Annotated in this window: 20 protein-coding genes; 5 read left to right on the top strand and 15 right to left on the bottom strand. The window is 70.5% G+C overall.

Going from position 1 to position 20,936, the window contains the following annotated elements; genetic code table 11:
- Positions 1 to 66 precede the first annotated feature (66 nt).
- From ACYVLP_RS19650 to kdd, 7 genes are all read right to left on the bottom strand, one after another.
- Positions 67 to 606, bottom strand: coding sequence for an FxsA family protein (locus tag ACYVLP_RS19650; RefSeq protein ID WP_460629007.1), 540 nt, complete (start codon positions 604 to 606; stop codon positions 67 to 69).
- Entirely contained in the window at positions 603 to 1,394 is a 792-nt protein-coding gene (locus tag ACYVLP_RS19645) for a polyprenol monophosphomannose synthase (RefSeq protein WP_460629006.1), read from the bottom strand. The genes ACYVLP_RS19650 and ACYVLP_RS19645 overlap by 4 nt, the downstream gene beginning before the upstream one ends.
- Positions 1,375 to 2,958, bottom strand: a complete 1,584-nt coding sequence (gene lnt / locus ACYVLP_RS19640) for an apolipoprotein N-acyltransferase (RefSeq protein ID WP_460629005.1) — start codon at positions 2,956 to 2,958, stop codon at positions 1,375 to 1,377. Before lnt ends, ACYVLP_RS19645 begins: the two co-directional genes overlap by 20 nt.
- Before the next feature lie 86 nt (positions 2,959 to 3,044).
- Complete coding sequence (gene kal / locus ACYVLP_RS19635; protein ID WP_460629004.1) at positions 3,045 to 3,479, bottom strand: 3-aminobutyryl-CoA ammonia lyase; 435 nt, start codon at positions 3,477 to 3,479, stop codon at positions 3,045 to 3,047.
- Positions 3,476 to 4,249: a lysine 5,6-aminomutase subunit beta gene (kamE, locus tag ACYVLP_RS19630; protein ID WP_460629003.1), complete on the bottom strand. Its 774-nt coding sequence runs from the start codon at positions 4,247 to 4,249 to the stop codon at positions 3,476 to 3,478. Before kamE ends, kal begins: the two co-directional genes overlap by 4 nt.
- A complete protein-coding gene (gene kamD, locus ACYVLP_RS19625; protein WP_460629002.1) occupies positions 4,246 to 5,853 on the bottom strand; it encodes a lysine 5,6-aminomutase subunit alpha in 1,608 nt (535 codons plus the stop codon). Before kamD ends, kamE begins: the two co-directional genes overlap by 4 nt.
- Positions 5,850 to 6,965, bottom strand: coding sequence for an L-erythro-3,5-diaminohexanoate dehydrogenase (kdd, locus tag ACYVLP_RS19620; RefSeq protein ID WP_460629001.1), 1,116 nt, complete (start codon positions 6,963 to 6,965; stop codon positions 5,850 to 5,852). The genes kamD and kdd overlap by 4 nt, the downstream gene beginning before the upstream one ends.
- A gap of 136 nt (positions 6,966 to 7,101) precedes the next feature.
- Between kdd and ACYVLP_RS19615 the strand changes: the two genes are divergently transcribed.
- From ACYVLP_RS19615 to ybaK, 3 genes are all read left to right on the top strand, one after another.
- The gene (locus ACYVLP_RS19615; RefSeq protein WP_460629000.1) at positions 7,102 to 8,544 is read left to right on the top strand and encodes a KamA family radical SAM protein; all 1,443 of its coding nucleotides are present in this window, start codon (positions 7,102 to 7,104) and stop codon (positions 8,542 to 8,544) included.
- 77 nt (positions 8,545 to 8,621) lie between these two features.
- Complete coding sequence (locus ACYVLP_RS19610) at positions 8,622 to 9,245, top strand: TetR/AcrR family transcriptional regulator (RefSeq protein WP_460628999.1); 624 nt, start codon at positions 8,622 to 8,624, stop codon at positions 9,243 to 9,245.
- On the top strand, positions 9,245 to 9,742 hold the full coding sequence (gene ybaK / locus ACYVLP_RS19605; RefSeq protein ID WP_460628998.1) for a Cys-tRNA(Pro) deacylase: 498 nt from the start codon (positions 9,245 to 9,247) through the stop codon (positions 9,740 to 9,742). The genes ACYVLP_RS19610 and ybaK overlap by 1 nt, the downstream gene beginning before the upstream one ends.
- 17 nt (positions 9,743 to 9,759) lie before the next feature.
- Here the strand turns inward: ybaK and ACYVLP_RS19600 are convergent, their stop codons facing one another.
- Together ACYVLP_RS19600 and ACYVLP_RS19595 are read right to left on the bottom strand one after the other, a co-directional pair.
- On the bottom strand, positions 9,760 to 10,218 hold the full coding sequence (locus tag ACYVLP_RS19600; protein WP_452269409.1) for an Lrp/AsnC family transcriptional regulator: 459 nt from the start codon (positions 10,216 to 10,218) through the stop codon (positions 9,760 to 9,762).
- An 85-nt stretch (positions 10,219 to 10,303) separates the two neighbouring features.
- Positions 10,304 to 12,157, bottom strand: a complete 1,854-nt coding sequence (locus tag ACYVLP_RS19595; protein ID WP_460628997.1) for an adenylyl cyclase — start codon at positions 12,155 to 12,157, stop codon at positions 10,304 to 10,306.
- Positions 12,158 to 12,284: 127 nt separating this feature from the next.
- Here ACYVLP_RS19595 and ACYVLP_RS19590 point away from each other — a divergent pair, with 127 nt between their 5' ends.
- Both ACYVLP_RS19590 and ACYVLP_RS19585 read left to right on the top strand, forming a co-directional pair.
- The gene (locus ACYVLP_RS19590) at positions 12,285 to 13,226 is read left to right on the top strand and encodes a 5'-3' exonuclease (protein ID WP_460628996.1); all 942 of its coding nucleotides are present in this window, start codon (positions 12,285 to 12,287) and stop codon (positions 13,224 to 13,226) included.
- 126 nt (positions 13,227 to 13,352) lie between these two features.
- On the top strand, positions 13,353 to 13,715 hold the full coding sequence (locus ACYVLP_RS19585; protein WP_460628995.1) for a VOC family protein: 363 nt from the start codon (positions 13,353 to 13,355) through the stop codon (positions 13,713 to 13,715).
- 80 nt (positions 13,716 to 13,795) lie between these two features.
- Here ACYVLP_RS19585 and ACYVLP_RS19580 read toward each other — a convergent pair whose 3' ends face one another.
- The 6 genes from ACYVLP_RS19580 to ACYVLP_RS19555 all read right to left on the bottom strand — a co-directional run bounded on the left by ACYVLP_RS19580 (position 13,796) and on the right by ACYVLP_RS19555 (position 20,911).
- Positions 13,796 to 16,666: a DEAD/DEAH box helicase gene (locus ACYVLP_RS19580; protein WP_460628994.1), complete on the bottom strand. Its 2,871-nt coding sequence runs from the start codon at positions 16,664 to 16,666 to the stop codon at positions 13,796 to 13,798.
- A complete protein-coding gene (locus ACYVLP_RS19575; RefSeq protein ID WP_460628993.1) occupies positions 16,663 to 17,568 on the bottom strand; it encodes a diacylglycerol kinase in 906 nt (301 codons plus the stop codon). The genes ACYVLP_RS19580 and ACYVLP_RS19575 overlap by 4 nt, the downstream gene beginning before the upstream one ends.
- Before the next feature lie 20 nt (positions 17,569 to 17,588).
- Complete coding sequence (tatC, locus tag ACYVLP_RS19570; protein WP_460628992.1) at positions 17,589 to 18,398, bottom strand: twin-arginine translocase subunit TatC; 810 nt, start codon at positions 18,396 to 18,398, stop codon at positions 17,589 to 17,591.
- Positions 18,399 to 18,433: 35 nt separating this feature from the next.
- On the bottom strand, positions 18,434 to 18,772 hold the full coding sequence (gene tatA, locus ACYVLP_RS19565; protein WP_460628991.1) for a Sec-independent protein translocase subunit TatA: 339 nt from the start codon (positions 18,770 to 18,772) through the stop codon (positions 18,434 to 18,436).
- 148 nt (positions 18,773 to 18,920) lie between these two features.
- Entirely contained in the window at positions 18,921 to 19,928 is a 1,008-nt protein-coding gene (locus tag ACYVLP_RS19560; protein ID WP_460628990.1) for a helix-turn-helix transcriptional regulator, read from the bottom strand.
- On the bottom strand, positions 19,925 to 20,911 hold the full coding sequence (locus ACYVLP_RS19555; protein ID WP_460628989.1) for a helix-turn-helix transcriptional regulator: 987 nt from the start codon (positions 20,909 to 20,911) through the stop codon (positions 19,925 to 19,927). Before ACYVLP_RS19555 ends, ACYVLP_RS19560 begins: the two co-directional genes overlap by 4 nt.
- Between the last annotated feature and the right edge of the window lie 25 nt (positions 20,912 to 20,936).

Here is a 20,936-nt window from a genome sequence, read left to right as displayed (position 1 = left end):
CCGTGGGGCGGGTGGGACGGGGCGCTCATTCGACCGGGGGTTGGGCCGGGTGCCGTGGGGACGACCTCAGTCCTCGTCGATGATCTCGCCCTCGACGACCTCGTCGCTCGAAGCGGAGCGGCGCGGGCCCTGTGGGGGTGGTGCCTGCCGCTCCCACTCGGCGCGGTCCGCCACTGTAGGCCCGGTGAACCGGTCGGACACCACGATCATCCGGCGGCTGATGACGGAGGCGAGCAGGCTGCGCGCCACCGGCCGGGTGAAGGGCAGAACGAGGATGAGCCCGAGCACGTCGGTGATGAACCCCGGCACGAGCAACAACGTGCCGCCGAGCAGGACGACGATCCCGTCGGCGAGCTCACGCGCCGGCATCCGGCCGCTCTGGACCGCCTGGTTCAGGGCGCGCCACGCCCGGCCGCCCTGGTGACGGATGATCAGCACGCCGAGCACGCAGCCGGCCACAAGGAGCAGGAAGGTCGGCCAGGCGCCGATCGCCTGGCCCACGGCCACGATGACGAGGATCTCGAGGATGGGCAGGACAAGCAGGGCCAGCCCGAGGAGCCGCCCGGGTCGCAGCCCGCTACGACGGGCCGGCGTGGGGCTGGTCATGGTCGCTCCCGCACGGCACCGTGGCCCCGCACGCGGGCCCCGGCTCGGCGCAGCTGCTCCAGCCGGTGCTCCACACCCCACCGCGTCACGCTGGTCAGCGCCTCGCGGACGATGTCCTTGCCCATCTTCGACACCCCGACCTCTCGCTCGACGAACGTGATCGGCACCTCGACGACCTTCAGCCCGGCCCGCACTGCGCGCAGGGTCAGGTCGATCTGGAAGCAGTATCCCTGCGACTCGACCCCGTCGAGCCCCATGGTGCGCAGCGCGCTGGAGCGGTACACGCGGTAGCCGGCGGTCGCGTCGTTGACCGGCATCCCGAGCAGCATCTTGGTGTAGGCGTTGGCGCCGACCGAGAGCACCTTGCGGCGCAACGGCCAGTTGCGCACCTCACCGCCACGCATCCACCGCGCGCCGATGACGACGTCGGCGTCGGCGAGCGCGGCGAGCAGCGACGGCAGCTGCTCCGGCTGGTGCGAGCCGTCGGCGTCCATCTCGACGGCGGCGTGGTACCCCTCGGCGAGGACGGTCTCGAAGCCCGCGAGATACGCCTTGCCGAGCCCTTCCTTGCCCGCGCGGTGCATGACCCGCACCTGCGGGTCGCCCGCGGCCAGCTCGTCGGCCAGAGCGCCGGTGCCGTCGGGTGAGTTGTCGTCGAGGACGAAGACGTCGGCCGCTGGCACGCTCGCGCGCACCCGCGCGACGATGCCGGGCAGGTTCTCCCGCTCGTTGTAGGTCGGGATGAGCACAGCCACCCGGGTGACCGGCTCATGCTTCGTCGTCGTCATCCTCTTCCTTCATCTGGTCCGGGGTCACCGGTCGGGGGCGCCTTAGGCCCGCCATGAGCAGGGCGAGCAGAGCGCCGGCCGCGACCCACTCGGGTGCCTCACCCACGCGGGTGGCCAGCGTCGTGGCGTCCCGCAATGGTAGGGCCCCTCGGACCACTGCCTGCGTGAACAACGACGTCACCTGGTGCGCAGTTCCGTCGGGCGTGATCAGCGCGCTCTGTCCCACGGTCGAGACATGCACCACCGAACGCCCGAACTCCATGGCCCGAAGGCGGCTGATGGCCAGCTGCTGCGGGGACTCGGCGGTGTAGCCGAAGGTCGCGTTGTTCGTCTGGACGACGAGCATGTTGGCCCCTTGGGTGACCACGTCGCGCATGATGTCGTCGTAGGCCACCTCGAAGCAGATGGCCAGGCCCGCCCGGATCGGCCGTCCGTCCTGCGCCGCCACGGTGAACACGCCGGGCTCGGGGCCTTTGACGAAGTCGCGGGTGACCAGGTCGACCTCGCTGCTGAAGATCCGCCAGAAGGCCCGGTTCGGGATGTACTCGGCAAACGGCACCGGGTGGCGCTTGACGTACCGGTCGGTGTTGCCCTTGCCCGGCTCGAAGAGCAAGGCGACGTTGGACACGTAGCCGGGAGGCTCCTCGAGCAGTCCCCCCACGATGAGCGGACGGCCGAGCCGCTCGACCGTGTCGAGGATCTCGGCCTTCGCGTCCGCGTTTCGCAGCGGGTCGATGTCCGATGCGTTCTCGGGCCAGACGACGAGGTCCGGTTTCGGAGCCCGACCCGCCTCGATGTCTGCCTGGGCCTTCAGCGTCGCCGCGACGTGGTTGTCCAGCACCTGCCGACGCTCCGCGTTGAAGTCGAGACCCGGGCGGGGCACGTTGCCCTGCACCCCGAGGAACTGCGCGGTCGGCCCGTCGGTCGGCAGTGGCACGGCCAGACCGGCGACCCCGAGCACGAGTGCCGCGGCCACCGGCAGCGCGACCGCGCGGGACGGCATACGGCGGCCCTCTCGGCGAGCCGTGACCAGGCGCTGAGCAGCAAGCGCAAGCAGGGCCCCGGCCAGCGCGATCACAAAGCCCACGAACGGCGGCCCACCGAGCGCGACGAGGCGCCCGAAGGGTGAGTCTGCCTGGCCGAAGGCCAGCTTGAGCCACGGAAAGCCACCGTAGGGTGCCCGCGCTCGGAAGCCTTCAGCGACGACCCACGTCAGGGCGAAGGCAAGAGGCCGGACGCCGCGGTCGCATGTCAGCCACCCGTAGAGCGCACCCGCGATGCCGAAGAAGAGGGCCTCCAAGGTCGACAGCGCGAGCCACGGCACCGACCCCACGTAGATCCCCGACCAGCTGAGCGTGGGGACGAAGAAGACGAGGCCGGACGCCGTGCCGAGCAGCAGGCCGCGCCAGGGGCCGAGACCGGACCACGCCCACGCCATCAGCGCCAGCGCCACAGGTGCGGCCGGCCACACGTCGAACGTGGGGAAGGCCAGGCACAGCAGGCCACCGCCCGCGAGGGCGGCGGCCAGCCGCAGCACGAGGCGGCGTCGGGGGTCGGGTCGCACGAGGTCACCGTATGCCGCCTGGCCCCGTGCGGGGTCACCGGCCACCAGCGGTGAGCTCGCGAGGCGACCTCGGGCCCGGTCGGGCGTCAGGGCACGACCACGACGCCGCGGGCCGTCGTCGCGACCAGCGGCGGGTCGAGCACAGCAGCGGCCGACTCACCCCGCGAGGTGTCGCCCCGGCCGACGACCCGCACCTCGAACGCCATCTCGCGCGACCGCGTGCCCACCCGGACCAGCTCGGCGCTGATCTCGATGACGTCGCCGGCGCGGACCGGAGCCCGGAACTGGACGTCGCTGTAGGACGCGAACAGGCCCTCGTCGCCATCGGTCGTGATGCACAGGTCCGTGGCGACGTCGCCGAAGGCGGCCAGCGAGTACGCGCCATCGACGAGGTTCCCGGCGTAGTGCGCGTGGCTGTAGGGGACGTAGCGACGGTGCGTGAGGCGCTGGCCCACGCTCGCGCGTGTCGTGCTCGGCGCAGCCTCCGTCGGGTGGGTCGTGTCCGCCTGGGTCTCGTTCATGCCTTCCTGCCTTTCCTGACGCCGATCTCGTGCACGAGGTAGCTCGCGACCTCGCCCGGGGTCGTCCCGCGGCCGAAGATCCGGTCGACGCCCAGCGTGGGGGCCGATCCCTCCTCGAAGCGAGGTCCGCCCGCGATGAGGATCGGCACCTGTCCCGCGGGGTAGGCCTCGCGGAACGCCGCCGACATCTGGGTGGTGTTGTGGATGTGGGCGTCCTTCTGCGTGACCACCTGGCTGACCAGCACCGCGTCGGCCTTCTCCGCGCGGGCGCGGGCGACGAGGTCGGGAACGAGCACCTGAGCGCCGAGGTTCACGACCTTGATCTCGCGGTAGTACTCCAGCCCCTTCTCTCCGGCGAAGCCCTTGATGTTGAGGATCGCGTCGATGCCCACGGTATGGGCGTCGGTGCCGATGCACGCGCCGACCACGACCAGCTTGCGGCGCAGCTGCTTGCGGATCGTGAGGTTCGCATCCTTTGCCGAGAGCAGCGGGTACTCCCGCTCGACGACGTGGACGTCGTCGAGGTTGACCAGATGGGTCGAGGAGCCGTAGACCACGAAGAACGTGAAGTCCGGGCCCATCGCCTTGGCGTGGACCAGCAGCGCGGGGTCGAGACCCATCTTGCGGGCGAGCTGGAGGGCGGCACCCTCGGCCCGCTTGTCGTGTGGCAGCGGCAGCGTGAACGACACCTGCATCATGCCGTCGCCGGTCGTGTCGCCGTAGGGCCGGATGATGCTGCCCTGCGTGGCCGTGACCTGCTGGGCGCTCATCGGGACCCTCCCTTCGCGTCCTGCCACGCATCGAGAGCCGTGAGGGCCGGGTTGTCGTATGCCGTCGCGCGCTCGAAGACGCCCTCGAGCCCCTTGCCGCCCGTGGCGGGGCGCTTCATCAGTCCGAAGGTGCCGTCCGCGATCGCGGCGAGCAGTGGCGCGTCGCCCGCGGCGTCGGTGTCGCTGACGATGCGGTCGAGCAGGTCGACGGCCTCCGAGAGCACCTGGCGGGCACGGGTCTGGATGAGGCCGTCGCGGGGCGGGCGGAAGTCCTCTTTGAGGCCGCTGGCAGCGTTCATGACGTAGCGGACGTTCTGCAGCGCCAGGTCGCGGTCCGACAGGAACGGCGTGACGACCGCCTCGGTCATCATCCCGACCAGCAGGATGCCCTGACCGGTCATAGCCCCGACGAGGTTGAAGAAGCCGTCGAGCAGGTACCCCCGGAAGACGTCGCCGGTCATGTGCTTCGTCGGTGGCATCCACTTCAGCGGGGCGTCCGGGAACAGCTGGCGCGCCAGCAGGGCGTGGGCGAGCTCCAGCCGGAAGCTGTCGGGGATGTCGGGGTTGATCTCGAAGGCGTGCCCCAGGCCCAGCTGCCAGTCCTCGAGACCGGCCTCCTTGGCGAACCGCTCGTTGAGCAGCTGGCTCACGGTGACGGTATGGGCGGCCTCGACCGCGTCGGCCGTGGTCAGGTAGTTGTCCTCGCCGGTGTTGATGATGATCCCCGCGCGGGCGTGGATCTGCCGGGAGAACCGCTGGTCCACGAAGGTCCGGATCGGGTTGATGTCGCGGAAGAGGATGCCGTACATCGAGTCGTTGAGCATCATGTCGAGACGCTCCATGCCCGCGAGCGCGGCGATCTCGGGCATGCACAGGCCCGACGCGTAGTTCGTGAGGCGCACGTAGCGGCCGAGCTCGGCGCTCACGTCGTCGAGCGCGGCCCTCATGAGCCGGAAGTTCTCCTGCGTGGCGTAGGTGCCAGCGAACCCCTCGCGCGTGGCCCCCTCGGGCACGTAGTCGAGCAGCGACTGCCCGGTCGATCGGATCACCGCGATGATGTCGGCCCCTTCACGGGCCGCTGCCTGGGCCTGTGGGATGTCCTCGTAGATGTCACCCGTCGCGACGATGAGGTAGATCCAGGGCTTGCTCTGGGGGTCGCCGTGCTTGCGCACCAGCCGGTCTCGGGTCCGGCGTGCGGCGTCGATGCGCTTGAGGCCGGCACCGACTCCCTTGGCCGCTGCGCGCTGTGCCGCCTGGGCCTCGCGCCCGGCCGGCAGCCTGAACTGGACGCTCCCGCTCGCCGCCTTCTGGGCGAGCGTGGCCAGGTCCTCCGCCTCCCCTCGCAGCAGCGCGTCGAAGACCGGTGTCGTGACGCCGTGCTCCAGGCCGACCTCGTCACGGACCGCGGTGACGAGGTGGTTCACCCACGGCACGCGCTCGTGGTCGGCGCCGGACAGGCCGGCGAGCCGCAGCGTCGCCCGTTCGACCGACACCGTGGTGTGGCTCTTCGCGATCTTGACCACGGGCGCAGCGGCCTTGCGCGCGAGCGACCGCGCCCGCCGGACGACCGCCGGGTCGAGGTCCAACATCCGCTCAGCTTTCATGTGAGAGCACCATCCAGCCGGGACTCGAAGAGGGCTCGGACGGCCGGGACCTGGCGAACCAGGGACAGCGCCAGCTCGGCATGGCCGGGGACGTAGCCGTTGCCGACGAGCATCCTCACGTCGGCGGCGAGCCCCTCGGCGCCGAGCGCGGCGGCCGCGAAGTTGGTCGCCATGCTGAAGAAGATGATCGTGCCGCCCTCGGCCGTGGCCAGGATCGCGGGCTGCTCGCACCCGGGCACGTCCACGCACACGACCGTCACGTCGGCCGGCCCACCGGCGGCCTCGACGGCTGCCGACAGGCCGAGCGGCGACCTGGCGTCGGCGATGACGACCTCGTCCGCGAGTGCGGTCGGCTCCAGCAGGGCACGCTCGCGCTCGAACGGCACGACGCCGATGACGCGCCGAGCGCCGGCGGCGCGCGCCGCGGCCAGCGAGAGGGACCCTGACTTACCGGCCGCCCCGAGGACGGCCACGGTCGGCGCGTGGCCGCGGGCGGCATACTCCCCCACGACCCGCTCGACCAGTGCCGGGGCTCCGCAGACGTCCATGACCATGAGTGCCAGCCTCGGGTCGAGATCGTCCGGAAGCCGGGCGGCGATGCTGCGCCCGAAGAGGATCGCGTGCCCCTGGGCGGGCACCTGCTCCGAGAGACCGTCCCAGCCGTCGAGGCCATCGGTGACCCGCAGCGGCGTGAGCGACAGGGAGACGAGCGTGGCGACCCGGTCGCCGACCTCGAGTCCGAGAGTGCTGCGCGGCCCGACCTCGGCAACCCGACCGATGAGCATGCCGCCCGACCCGGTGACGGGGTTCTGCATCTTGCCGCGCGAGGCGATGATCTCGAGCACCTCGGCGCGGACCGCTGCCCCGTCGACGACGCCGCCGACGGTGTGCTTCTCCGCGAGCTGCCGGTACGACGCGGCGTCGAGGTTGAGGGTCTCCACGTCCACGCGCACCTCGTCGGCCCACAGCTGCGGGCGGGCGTCGAGACGGCGCGCGGCCTGGGGCAACGTGATCGACTCACCGCTCGGCTCGAGGACCCGGTGCAGCCCGACGGGCGATGACTCGCGGGCCTTCTGGGCCGCCTCGGCGGCGTCGGACATCGGGTCTGACACGATTACAAATCCTTCTGTCTGCATGGGGTCTGGGCCGAAGATCTTTCGTCAGCATAGGGCCCGCACGGGCGCATCTTCACCAATCCGTGAGGTCCACCGGTTGGAGAGGAGACGCTCCCGCCGTTACATTGGCCGCATGACCAAGGTTGAGCAGCCCTACGCGTACCGCCGTCGCGAGCTCGTCGAGCCCGACTGGACGAGGTTCCCGGGGTGGGCAGGAGTCACCCAGGCCGACTGGGACAGCGCGCAGTGGCAGCGCGTCAACTGTGTCAGGAACGTCAAGCAGCTGCGAGCCCTGATGGGCGACCTGCTCGACGACCGCTTCTACGTCGACCTCGAGAAGGACCAGGCAGAGCGCGCGACCATGTCGATGCTCGTGCCGCCGCAGATGCTCAACACGATGGTCCCGGGCACCGACACCCCTATGCCGGCAGCGGGGACTGACTTCACCGAGGCGTTCTATGCCGATCCGGTCCGGCGGTACATGCTGCCCGTCTTCTCCGACCGCCGCACCGACTGGCCGTCGCACCCCCACTCCTCGCGTGACTCCCTCCACGAGCACGACATGTGGGTCGCCGAGGGCCTGACGCACCGCTATCCGACCAAGGTTCTGGCTGAGATCCTGCCGACCTGCCCGCAGTACTGCGGCCACTGCACGCGGATGGACCTCGTCGGCAACTCGACGCCGCAGGTCGCCAAGCTGAAGTTCGACCTCAAGCCGGTCGACCGGTACTCCGCCATGCTCGACTACCTGCGCCGGACGCCGTCGGTCCGCGACGTCGTCGTCTCAGGTGGTGATGTGGCCAACATGCCCTGGAAGAACCTCGAGTCCTTCCTCGACCAGCTGCTGACGATCGACAACATCCGCGACATCCGCTTGGCGACCAAGGCGCTGATGGGCCTGCCCCAGCACTGGTTCGCCGAGGACGTCGTCGAGGGCGTGGCGCGGGTCTCCAAGACCGCCCGCGAGCGGGGTGTCTCGCTCGCGATCCACACCCACGTCAACAACGCCCAGTCGGTCACACCAGCGGTGGCCCGAGCCTCCAAGGCGATGCTCGAGGCGGGTGTTCGCGACGTGCGCAACCAGGGTGTCCTCATGAGGGGCGTCAACAACACACCTGAGCAGCTGCTCGACCTGTGCTTCTCACTGGCCGACGGCGCACAGATCACGCCCTACTACTTCTACATGTGCGACATGATCCCGTTCGCCGAGCACTGGCGACTGTCGCTGGCCGAGGCCCAGCACCTCCAGCACTCGATCATGGGCTACCTGCCCGGCTTCTCGACGCCGCGCATCGTCTGCGACGTGCCCTTCGTCGGCAAGCGCTGGGTCCACCAGGTCGAGGAGTACGACACCGAGCGCGGCATCTCCTACTGGCGCAAGAACTACCGGACGTCGATCGAGGGCGACGACACCGAGGCGATGTCGCGCGAGTACGTCTACTACGACCCGATCTACACCCTGCCGGCGGCCGGGCAGCAGTGGTGGCACGACGCGGTCGACCACGAGTCGGTCATGGCCGCAGCGTCGGAGCACGCCGCGAGCAGCCGGGCGGCCGCTGAGTCCCAGCTCGTCTGAGACTCCGCCCACACGGTATGCCGTGGGGGCCGTGGGATCGCCCCTGGCCCTCATGGCGCCACCCGTAGACTGCGCGCGTGACCACCCGCTCTCCCGCCACCCGCGTCCGCGTGCCTCGTGCCGAGCGGGAGGCGCAGATGCTCGAGGTCGCCGAAAGGGTCTTCTCCCAGCGCGGGATCCAGGCCGCAACGATGGACGAGATCGCCGAGCACGTAGGCGTCACCAAGCCACTGATCTACGACTACTTCGGCTCGAAGGAGGGGCTCCTCGCAGCGACGATCGAGCGAGCCCGTCGTCAGCTGATGGGGGCGCTCATCGACTCGTGGGGGGCCGAGCCGGATGCGGTGGTCCGGGACCGCGTCGCCGGAGTCGTCCACGCCTTCTTCGCCTTCATCAACGCCCATGAGGCGGCCTTCGCCCTGCTCCGCACGGAAGGTGCCCTGATCGGTGAGGCGTCCGAGTCGGTCGAACGGATCCGGCAGCAGACCGCGAAGGCGTTCGCCGAGGGCCTGCGCACCATCCCTGCCTTCGCCGAGCTGCAGGCCACCCGGGTGACCGCGATGGCGGAGATCCTCATCGGGGGGTGCGAGCGGCTCGCGGTGTGGCGCAGCGCGCATCCGGGCATGACTGCCGACGAGGCCACGGACCTCGTCGTCACGACGATCTGGGACGGGCTGGCCTCCGTCGCCAGCCGCGCCTGATGGCGAAGTCACGCCCAGGCGAGGGCCCCGCTACGCCGGCGACCGTCGCCCTGGACCGCGCCCGGGTCGAGTACCGCCGCCACCCGTACGCCCACGACCCGGCGGCGCCGAGCTACGGACTGGAGGCGGCTGCCGTGCTCGGGGTGGACCCCGCACGCGTCTTCAAGACCCTGCTCGTCGACACCGGAAGGAGCCTGGCCGTCGGGATCGTGCCCGTCGCCGGGCAGCTCGACCTCAAGGCGGTGGCGGCTGCGCTGGGCCTCAAGAGCGTCACGATGGCCGACCCTGCGACGGCCGAGCGGGTCACCGGCTATGTCGTCGGCGGCATATCCCCGGTCGGGCAGAAGCGTGCGCTGCCCACGGTTCTCGACGAGACGGCGTACGCCTTTGACACCGTGTTCGTGTCGGGAGGCCGCCGCGGATTCGACATCGAGCTCACTCCCGGTGACCTGGCGACGGTGACCCGTGCCGTCCGCGGGAGGATCGGCCGGCCGTAAGTCCGCGCGGGGTGCGGTCAGGCGTCCTCGCGCGGCAGGGCCGAAGCGCTGCGGCCCTCCCACGGCGTCGAGAGCACGACCGTCGTGCGTGTCGAAACGTTGGCGGCCGAACGGATCCGAGCGAGAAGGTCCTCGAGGTTGCCCGGCGTCGACACGCGCACCTTGAGGATGTAGCTCTCGAGGCCGGCGACCGAGTGGCAGTCCTCGATCTCGGCGATGTGGCTCAGCTTCTCTGGGACGTCGTCGGGCGCACTCGGGTCGAAAGGGGTCACGGAGATGAGCGCCGTGAGCGACAGGCCCAGCGCCTCGGGCGAGACCGTCGCGGTGTACCCGGTGATGACCCCGCGCTCCTCGAGGCGCCGCACCCGCTGGTGCACCGCGGAGGTAGACAGGCCCGTCGCCTTGCCGAGATCCGTGTAGCTCATGCGGCCGTCGGCGAGCAGCAGGCCGACGAGGCGACGGTCGAGATCCTCCATGGCCGAAGGGTAGACCAGGGGTTACGTGCCGGGGCGGCCATTCCTCATGCCGGTACGGCCGCCCCGACGCTCTCGAGTCCAGGCTCTACGGGTAGGACACCACGTAGCTCGGCACGCCGATCGCGGCATTGCTGACCGGGTCGCCGGTGTCGTTGACGACGTGGTCGATCGTCCCCGCACTGAGGTTCACCGTGATGATGTCGTGCAGCCTGACTCCGGGTGTGACCGGGACCTCGAACCCCCGGCTCGCGTGGATGGTCGGGTCGACGTTCGTGAAGATGTAGACGCCGCCGCCCCAGAGCTCATGGGTGCGCACCCGGTCGCCCACCTTGTATCCGGCCCAGCCGAGGACTCCGTCGTGCTGCCAGGCCGCCTGGTTGGGCGGGTCGTAGGGCATCTCGTTCTGGTAGAACACCGTTCGACCGCGCTCGCCATTCCAGACGGTGTCGTACTGGCGGAAGTGCTCGGAGAACAGGCCCGTCGCGGTGACGTCGTCGCCGTTGACGACCACGCCGTTCTCCGCGGGGTTGACGGTCCATCCCACGCCGTTGCCGTGGTCGGCGCGCCAGGCCCAGATGTCATCGAGCAGGGTGTGGTCGAGGTTGACCTCGAGGCCGACCGTGGCCCGCCCGGCGAACGGTCCGCCGACGCGCAGGAACACGTCCTGCAGGGTGGTCGGGTTGGACGCCGGCGTCAGCACCGGCTCGTCCTGCGGGTGGCGGGAGCCGACGCGGATGAGGGCCGGCGAGCTGACGGGTCCTGCGTCCACGATCAGCCCCGCGACGATGACACCCGGCACGTCCGCGATGACGAGGGGCACCGCTCCACCGCTCGCCGTGATGCTCGCGAGGCCCATGGCGAGGACGACCGTGTTGGCTCGCTTGACGCTGATGCTCCGGTCGGCGGTGTACACCCCCGGCGTGAGAAGCAGGTGCTTGCCGCGCGCCAGCTGGCTGTTGATGGTCGCGACCGAGTCCGTGGGTCGTGCGATGTAGAAGTCGGACAGCGGGATGGTCCGCCCCGGCGTCTGTCCGGATGCCCACGTCACGTCGGACGTGTCCGACGCCGCCGAGGGCACGCGAACCTGCCAGCGGCCGGTGCTGTCGATGAACAGGAACGGACGCTCCCGGCTCACGGGCGTGGTCGCGAGGTTCGTGTACTGCGGGTTCGGGAAGGTGGTGGGCGGAGCGCCGACGACCCCGGAGAACACCTGGTTCCACACGGCGTTGCTCCACGAGCCGATGCTGCCGTTGCGCACGAGGAACTGCTGCTGCGACCCGTTGACGACCGAGTTCAGGCGCGAGTCGGCGATGAACCCGCCGCTCGCGTACTGCGGCCCGGCCGTGCAGTAGTCCATCAGCGTGAGGTTGCCGACGATGTTGACCCGGCGCATCGGCGCGGCCTGCGAGACCGCCCAGAAGTTGCCGGAGCCGCGGCAGCCCGTCTCACCCATGACGTTGATCGTCAGGTTCGACAGCGACCGCCAGAAGTTCACGAGGGCCACGCAGTTGTCGGGCGCGAGGCACCGGTTGTACACGTCGACATGGCCGTTGATGACGACGTCGGTCGGCAGCGCGCCGAGGCCGGCGACCTCGGTGTAGTAGCCGACCCGGAGCATGAGCGGATCCTGGGCGGTGCCATACGTCCCCGGCTTGAAGAGGAGCGTGTACCGCCCGCTGCCCATCTCGTTGTCGACCTGCTGGTTGTAGATCGCGTCAGCACTCGCCTTGATCTGTGCGACCGACATGCTCGGGTCGAAGACGACGACGTTGGGTCCGAGGTCGGGAGCAGGCGGAGGCGCCGCGACCGCCGAGCCCGGCGCGACCAGTGCGAGGCCGCCGATGAGGGCCAGCACTATGGCCAGCAGAGCCTGCCCGGCTCGTCGTCGGCGGGGGTGCGTGCTGAAGAAGGGACGAGCTATGCGTGACGCTGTCGTCATCGACACTCCTCGAGATGGTCCCCGAGCCCTGTGGGCGACGCCGGCGGGCGGCCCGCTCGCCATGATCGTCCCCGCCCTCGAGGACGGGCAAGGGTTTTCGCCGAATCGCACCGGTAGCCTCTCGCGTATGCCGTCCACCTCCGCCCGGTTGCTCCTACTCGACTCTGCTTCGCTCTACTTCCGCGCATTCTTCGGGGTGCCCGAGGTGATCGGCCCGAGCGGCACGCCGACGAACGCCGTCCGCGGTCTGCTCGACATGATCGCCTCGCTCGTCGAGCGGGCCCAGCCGAGCCACCTCGTGGCGTGCTGGGACAACGACTGGCGGCCGGCGTTCCGCGTCGAGGCGATCCCGTCCTACAAGGCGCACCGAGTGGCCGGACCGGGCGACGACCAGTTCGCCGGGGAGCAGGTGCCCGAAGCCCTCGCCGTCCAGGTGCCGATCATCGAGGACGCGCTTCGCGCCCTCGGCATCGCCCGAGTCGGCGTGGACGGGCACGAGGCGGACGACGTCATCGGCACCTACGCGACCGCGTACTCCGGGCGTATGCCGGTCGACATCGTCACCGGCGACCGTGACCTGTTCCAGCTCGTCGACGACGCCCATGAGGTGCGCGTCGTCTACACGGCGCGGGGTGGCGTCCGCTCCCCCGACTTCGTCGACGAGGCGTTCATCCAGGAGAAGTACGGCGTGCCGAACGGCGCGGCGTATGCCGACATGGCGGTACTGCGCGGTGACACGAGCGACGGGCTCCCTGGCGTTGCCGGCATCGGGGAGAAGACGGCCGCGAAGCTCATCACGACCTACGGCACCCTCGATGCGCTGCGCGCGGCGATCGACGGCGGCGACCCGGCGCTCAAGGGGGCGCAGCGGACCCGGCTCGAAGCGGCGAGCGACTATCTCGACGTGGCGCCACGGGTCGTGGAGGTCGTCAGGGACGCGGCCGTGCCGGACGTCGACGTCACGGTCCCGACCGCGGTCGCCGACCCGGCCCTCATGTCGAAGCTCGCCGTCGAGCACGGCCTCACGTCGTCGTTCGACCGCGTGATCACGGCGCTGCGGCTGGACTGAGATGTAGGTCTGTGCCCGTCTCGCGCGGGACGGGCGCCTCGAACGCTGGGCTGTCGGTGCCTGCCGCAAGGATGAGCGGAATGCTGGTCGGTGCCCGGACCGACCTGCCCGCGCCAGGAGGACGCCATGGCACACGTGCACCACGCGATCGACTACATCGAGCTGGCCGCTCCCGACCTCGCCGCGTCGAAGGCCTTCTACGCAGCGGCGTTCGGCTGGGCCTTCAACGACTACGGCCCTGACTACGCCGGCATCCAGGCCCCGGACGGCGACGGCGAAGTCGGCGGCCTCAACCCCGAGTCGACCGGCTCGCCCGGCGGTGCCCTCGTCCTGCTCTACTCCGACGACCTCGACGCCACGGTCTCCGCGGTCGTCGCCGCCGGTGGCACTGTGACCCGCGAGCCGTACTCATTCCCGGGTGGTCGCCGGTTCTACTTCACCGACCCGGCCGGCAACGAGCTCGGTGCCTGGGAGTCCGCCGAAGAGTGAGCCGGCCGCGGCTGCTGATCGAGCCTCGGTCGCACCCCCGTAGATGTCGAGACGATCCGCCGAGCCCGTCTGGAGCCCGGTCAATCCAGCCGGTCGGCGGCCACGACGCCGCGGAGTATGCCGTCGGTGGCCTTGCGCGCCACGGCCGCGGTCTCCGGGTCGGCCGCGTCGGTCAGCTGCCCCAGCAGGTCGACCACCTGCTTGCACCGACGGACGAAGTCGCCCGCCGCGAGGTCGGTCCCCCGAAGGACCTCCTCGAGCCGGCGACCGCTGGCCCAGCGGTGGATCGACCAGGCGATGCCGGCGTCGGGCATGCCCGTGCGTGGCAGGGCGAGGTCGCCTTCGGCATCCTCCAGATCTGACCAGATATCGACCATGCGGTCGTAGGCCTCACGCACCTCGTCGTTGGGCCATCGCGGCGCCAGGCCGCCCTCCTCCCGTCGCGGCTCATGCACCAGGGTGGACACGACGGCAGCCAGCGATGGGGCGTCGAGCCGCCGCCAGACGCCCTCACGCAGGCTCTCCGCGGCGATGAGGTCCTTCTCCGTGTAGAGCTGGCGAAGCCGGTCGCCCTCCGCCGTCACGGTCTGGCCGCCCTCGCCGAGGTAGCCCATCTCGACGAGCAGGTCACAGATGCGGTCGAAGGTCTTGGCGACCGAGTTGGTGCGGCCCTCGATCTTGCGCTGCAGCCCGTCCGTCTCGCGGCGCAGGCGCCACCACCGCTCGGCCCACCGGGCATGGTTCTCGCGGTCCGGGCACTGGTGGCACGGATGTGCCTTCAGCTGGCGCCGAAGCGCGTCGACCCGGGCCTCGGTCGGGTCCTCGGCAGGCGCGCTACGGCGACGCGGCGGCGGGTCGTGCGGCATGGTGGCGCGCATGGTCGCGGCAAGGTCGCGACGCGCCTTCGGGTTCTTCGCGTTGAACTGCTTGGGCACTCGCATCGTGCCGAGCGGCTCGATGGGGCCGGGCACGTCGTGCAGTGTCAGGCGGCGCAGGTGGTGGTCCTCGGTGACGACCGATGGTGAGGGGGCGTCGCCCTTGCCGCCACGGTTCGGCATGACCACGACGGCGAGCCCGGCGTGCCGGCCGGCGGGGATGCGCACGATGTCGCCGATCTTGAGGGACTCGAGCGACACCGCCGCGGCGGCCCGCATCGAGGCGGACCGTTGCTTGGCACCTTCCTTCTCGAGCGTTCGGATCTCGTTGCGGATCGCGGCGTACTCGGAGAAGTCACCCAGGTGGCAGTGCATCGACTCGGCGTATCCCGCGAGAGCCTCCTCGTTGCGCCGCACCGTTCGCACGAAGCCGACGACCGCCCGGTCCGCCTGGAACTGCGCGAACGACGTCTCGAGGATCTCGCCGGCCGTGTCCCGCCCGAACTGGCGGACGAGGTTGACGGCCATGTTGTAGGTCGGGCGGAAGCTCGAGCGCAGCGGGTACGTGCGCGTGGAGGCCAGCCCGGCGACCGCGGCCGGGTCGAGCCCGCGGTTCCAGATGACGACGGCGTGTCCCTCGATGTCGATCCCGCGGCGGCCGGCACGACCGGTCAGCTGGGTGTACTCCGCCGGCGACACGTCGACGTGGCTCTCACCGTTGAACTTCACGAGCTTCTCGAGCACAACGGTCCGAGCGGGCATGTTGATCCCGAGGGCAAGCGTCTCGGTCGCGAAGACGGCGCGGATCCGGCCGTCGGTGAACAGCTCCTCGACGATCTCGCGGAACGTCGGGAGCATCCCTGCGTGGTGGGCCGCGAAGCCTCGGGTGATGCCGTCGACGAAGTCCCAGTACCCGAGCACCGAGAGGTCCTCGTCGGCCAGGGCCTGGATTCGCTCCTCCACGAGCCGCCGGTTGCGCTCACCCTCTGTGTCGGGGATGAGCCGCGCGCCGGTGGCCAGCAGCTGGGCGACGGCGGCCTCGCACCCGGCCCGGCTGAAGATGAACGTGATCGCCGGCAGCAGCCCTTCTCGGTCGAGCCGGTCGATCACCTCCGAGCGGGTTGCTCCCCCGCCGGGCCGACCGCCCCGCGCGAAGCCGCGGCCACCGTCACCACCGCCCGGGCCGCGCCCTCCGGAGTCCCGTCGGCCACGGCCCGACCAGTCGTCGCGACCGCGCGAGCCGTTTCGGCCCTGGGACCCATGGCGAGGCCGGCCCTTGTCGCGGCCGCCTCTGGAGCTGACCCAGTGCGAGTCCCACGCCCCCCGGCCCTCCGAGCCGCGGATCGCGTGCACGAGGTCGGGGTTCACCGAGACCGGGACCAGCGAGGACCCCCCGCCGCCTCCCGATGCGACAGTGCCCTCACGGCCGTCCTCGATCTCCTCCACGAACAGGTCGAACATCGTCTGCCCGACCATCATGTGCTGCCACAGGGGCACCGGGCGATGCTCCGACACGATGACGGCGGTGTCTCCGCGCACCTCTCCGAGCCAGGCTCCGAACTCCTCGGCGTTGCTCACCGTCGCCGACAGCGACACCACGCTCACGTCGGGAGGCAGGTGGATGATGACCTCTTCCCACACCGCACCGCGGAAGCGGTCGGCGAGGTAGTGAACCTCGTCCATGACGACCCAGCCGAGCCCGCGCAACGTGGTCGAGCCGGCATACATCATGTTGCGCAGCACCTCAGTCGTCATGACGACAACGGGTGCCTCGCCGTTGATCGAGGCGTCGCCGGTCAGGAGGCCGACGTTGTCTGCGCCGTGACGACGGACGAGGTCGGCGTACTTCTGGTTGGACAGCGCCTTGATCGGCGTGGTGTAGAAGGCCTTGCGCCCGGTCGCAAGGGCCAGGTGCACGGCGAACTCACCGACGACGGTCTTTCCGGCCCCGGTGGGTGCGGCGACGAGCACGCCGCGCCCCTCCTCGACGGCCCTGCAGGCCTCGACCTGGAAGTCGTCGAGCGGGAAGTCGTAGCCTGCGGCGAACTCGGCCAGCTGCGGCCAGGTGGGGATCATCGGCTCGCTCCCGTCGGGACGACGACGCGCAGTGCGCCGGGGACGACCTCGGTGTCGATGGGCAGGTCAGCGAAAGACTCACCGTCCGCTTGGGAGTGGATTCCCTCTGCCTCCAGACGAACCCGCTTGCCTCGATGGAGCTCGACGGCCGGATGGGTGACGTGCGTCCCGGAGTAGACCTTCGGGAAGACCCGCAGGAAGGCAGGCACGGACAGCTCGTGCACGATCATGACGTCGAGCAGGCCGTCGGCCACGTCGGCATCCGGGCACACGCGCATCCCGCCGCCGAACGAGGTCGTGTTGGCCACGGTCACCAACATCGCACGGGTCTCGATGCGGTGCCCGTCGACCTCGATGGCATACGGGATCGGGCGGAAGACGGGCAGCTCGCGCAGGATGGCCAGGTTGTAGCGCATCTGGCCGCGCGGCCAGGTCATCGCCTGCGCGCGAGCGTTGACGACGGCGTCGAAGCCGGCGCCCAGCACGCCGCCGAACCACTTCTCCCCGGCGACGTCATGGGTGACCCGCCCGAGGTCGATCTGGCGGGTCCGGCCGGTCGACAGCAGCCCGACGGACCGGACCGCGTCGCGGACCGGCAGCCCGAGGTTGCGCGCGAAGTCGTTCCCGGTGCCGGCCGCGACGACCGCGAGCCGCGTCGGTGTGGTGGCGCAGAGGTTCACCCCGAGGTGCACCATCCCGTCACCCCCCACGACGACAAGGGTGTCGACACCCGCCTCGACCGCGTCCCGGGCGCGGGCTCGTGCCTGCTGGTAGTCCTCACCGGAGACGTCGAGCACGTCGTGCCCGGCGTCCCTGAGCAGCCGATGCGCCTGGGCACCGATCGCCCGACCCGCCCCTTTGCCGGATGTGGGGTTGACGATGAGGGCGACGCGGTCGGGCACAGCCGAACGCTACCTGAACCTCAGATCGCCGATGCCTGGTCGTCGGGCACGTCCAGCCAGTCCGGCTTGTGCTCCTCCTTGCGCCGGTCGAACATGAACGCCAGCCCGACCGAGGCGAAGTACAGCGCAACCATCGGCGCCATGAGGAAGAGCATCGTGTACGCGTCCGGCGTCGGCGTCATGACCGCGGCGAACACGGCGATGATCATGACGGCCGGTCGCCAGCCCTTGAGCATCGCCCGCGCCGGGATCACGCCGACGAGGTTGAGCGCCACGAGGAAGACCGGGAGCAGGAACGCGCAACCGAAGGCGATGATGAACTTCAGGACGAAGCTGAGGTATGCCGTCGCGTCCTGCAGGTTGGCCGCGCCCTCCGGAGTGAAGCCGAGCAGGACCGTGACGGCCTTGGGCACCATCACGAACGCGAAGAGGCATCCCGCCAGGAACAGCGGGACGGCCGCGACGACGAAGAGGCGGGCGACCCGCTTCTCCTTCTTCGTCAGGCCGGGGACGATGAAGCCCCAGATCTGCATCAGCCACACCGGCGACGCGAGGATCACGCCGGTGAACAGCGACACCGTGATCTGGGTCGCGAACGGGTCGGTCATCCCCGCGAAGTTGATCTTGATCAGGCTGCCGTGGTTCTTGGCCGCGAGGTCGTTCAGCGGCTGGATCAGGGTCTCGATGATTCGGGGATAGTAGATCCACCCGAGGACGCCACCGGCGATGATGGCGATCGCGCTGATGGTGATGCGGTTGCGCAGCTCTCGCAGGTGGTCCGCGAGGGACATCCGACCTTCGGGGTTGCGCTTGCGCAGCAACGAGGGCATTCAGTACCGCCGTGAGCTAGGGGTTACGAGCACCCTCAGAGGGTGGTGTCGCGCCGGACGTCGCTGCTGTCCGCGTTGGCCGCGCGCAGGCGCTCGGCCTCGGCGCGGGCCTCGGCGGCTGCACGCTCGGCATCGGCCAGACGCGCCTCGGCGGCGGCGCGCTCGGCGTCGGGAGACAGGACATCACCCTGGACGGTCGACTGGGACGCCTCGCTGGTGGGCTTGCCGTCCTTCTTCAGCTCGTCGACCTCCGACTTGAAGACGCGCGCCGAGCGACCCAGGCTGCGGGCCATGTCGGGGAGCTTCTTCCAACCGAACAGGGCGATGATGATGATCGCGATGATGATGAGTTCGGGGGCACCCAGGTTGGGCATGTGAGTTCTCCTCGTGAAAGGCAGCCCGGGCTCGGGCCGTCAGCGCAGCAACGGCGCCGCACTGCACACAGCATACGTGGGCCGGATCACGTCGACTGCCGGGCCGTCGCCCGGGACCGTCAGGTGACCACGATGTGGACGGCCGCGGTCAGTCGTCGAGACGGCCGTAGGGCGCCAGGGCCGAGCGCGCCTCGTCCACGACGGCCGCAGCGAGCTCGGGCGGCTCGACGACGCGAGCCTCGCCGCCGAGACGGAGCATGAGGCGCCGGACCAGCGCCGGATCGGCCACCTTGAGGGTGACCCGCAGCGACCCGTCGTCCGCCCGCTCCACGCCTTCGTTGGGGTAGTAGTCGGCGATCCAGGCGGCCCAGCGGCTGGCCTCGATAACGACGGTGAGGTCGTTCTCGCCCGGCACGAAGACGTCGTCGAGGTCGCGGGGACGGGCCTGCGGGGGTGGTGTGCCGTCGACGTCGAGGACGGCGGAGGACTCGATGCGGTCGAGCCTGAACAGGCGCACATCCTGGGCTCGGTGACAGTAGCCCTCGACGTACCACTGCGCGTCGAGGTTGACGATGCGCATGATGTCGACGTCCCGCTCGGTCGACTCGTCGCGGGTCGCGACGTAGTAGCGCAGGTGCACCCGGCGACCGCGAGCGAAGGCCTCCTTGAGGGTCGCCATGGCTGGATGCTGGCTGCCGTCGTCGAAGTCGAGCGCGATGCGCCCGCCCGGGTCTTCGATCGTCGTTGCCGCGGCAGCCCGGAGCTTGGCCAGGGTGCGCTCCGCGACGTCCGAGCCGACGAGCGTCGACCCCAGGGCCTGCAGGCCCGCGGTCAGCGTGACCGCCTCGTCACGGGTCAGCCGCATCGGGGCGGCGATGTCGTCGGCGTTGTCGAGGTAGATGTGCCCGCTGTCCCACTCTGCGTCGATGAGCTCGGCGTGGCCGTAGCCCGGCGTCCCGCAGACGAACAGCAGCTGAAGGTCCTCGACGACCTGCTCCGGCGTCACGTCGAACTCCCGGGCCGCCTCTGCGATGGGCACCCCGCGGTGCTGGACGAGCCACGGCACCATGTCGAGCAGGCGGCCGAGGCGCTGGGTCGCCGTCTCCGGGACCTTGCGCGCGGGTCGGCGCGTCGCTCCGCGTCGTGCGTCGCTCATCGGCCCTGCTCCTCGTTCGCTTCCGCCACAGCGGTCAGAGTCTTGCGCACGCTCTCGACGAGCTCGGGCGGCGACACTGCGATGGCGTGCGTGCCGAGGGCGACGACGTCTCGCTCGGTCGTGCCCCGCCGGTACGGCACCTCGACCTGCGCCCACCGCTCATCGATCTCCGTGGTGCGCAGCGCGAAGCGGCGCAGCGTGTGCCCCCGGCCGTGGCGCAGCCGCACGACGGCGACGCCCTCCGGCTCTGGCAGCTGCTGCGCCTCGAGGGCCACCTCGGGCACGTGCCCGGGCGGGACGGCATACGACCCGGCTCGGCCCTGCTTGCGGACCGCGCCCTCGAACCGGCTCAGCCGGAAGGCGCGCTCGTCCTGCCGGTCGAGGTCGTACGCCGTGACGTACCACCGCCCGTGCCAGTTGGTCAGCGCCCACGGCTGGATGTGGCGGGTGCTCAGCTGGCCGTCGTTCTTGCGATAGTCGAACGTGATCGGCTGAAGCTGCGACACCGCCGCGTGCACCGCCTCGAAGGCCGGCTCCTTGGTGCGGATCCGTGGCTCGGCGCCCACGGCCACCGACTCGTCGATCTCGACGCCCGACAGGCGCAGCTTGCGCAGACCCGCCGAGGCAGCGCCCGAGATGCTCGCCGTAGACCAGGCGCGCGCGGCGAGGGCCAGCGCCGCGACCTCGTCCGGCTCGAAGCTGATCTCGGGGAGGGTCGTCTCGCTGGAGTCGATGCGGTAGCCCACCTCGTCGTCGAACAGGACGTCGAGGACGGTCGTGGTGATCGGGATGCCCATCTCGCGCAGCTCGTCCTTGTCGCGCTCGAACATGCGGTCGAAGGCCTCGTCGGACGTGGCCGCGGCGTAGGCGGGCAGCGACTCGCGGATCTTCTGCTTCGACACCGGGCGGCGGGCGGACTTGAGCGCGAGGATGAGGTTGAGCAGCCGTTCGGTCTTCTCAGCCGACGCTGAGGCTGGGCTCATCGATGACCTTCCTGTGGGTGGGAGC

The organism is Intrasporangium mesophilum (assembly GCF_054783095.1).
The sequence above is the reverse complement of the archived record's forward strand: the minus strand, read 5'-3'. Positions and strand labels throughout refer to the sequence as shown.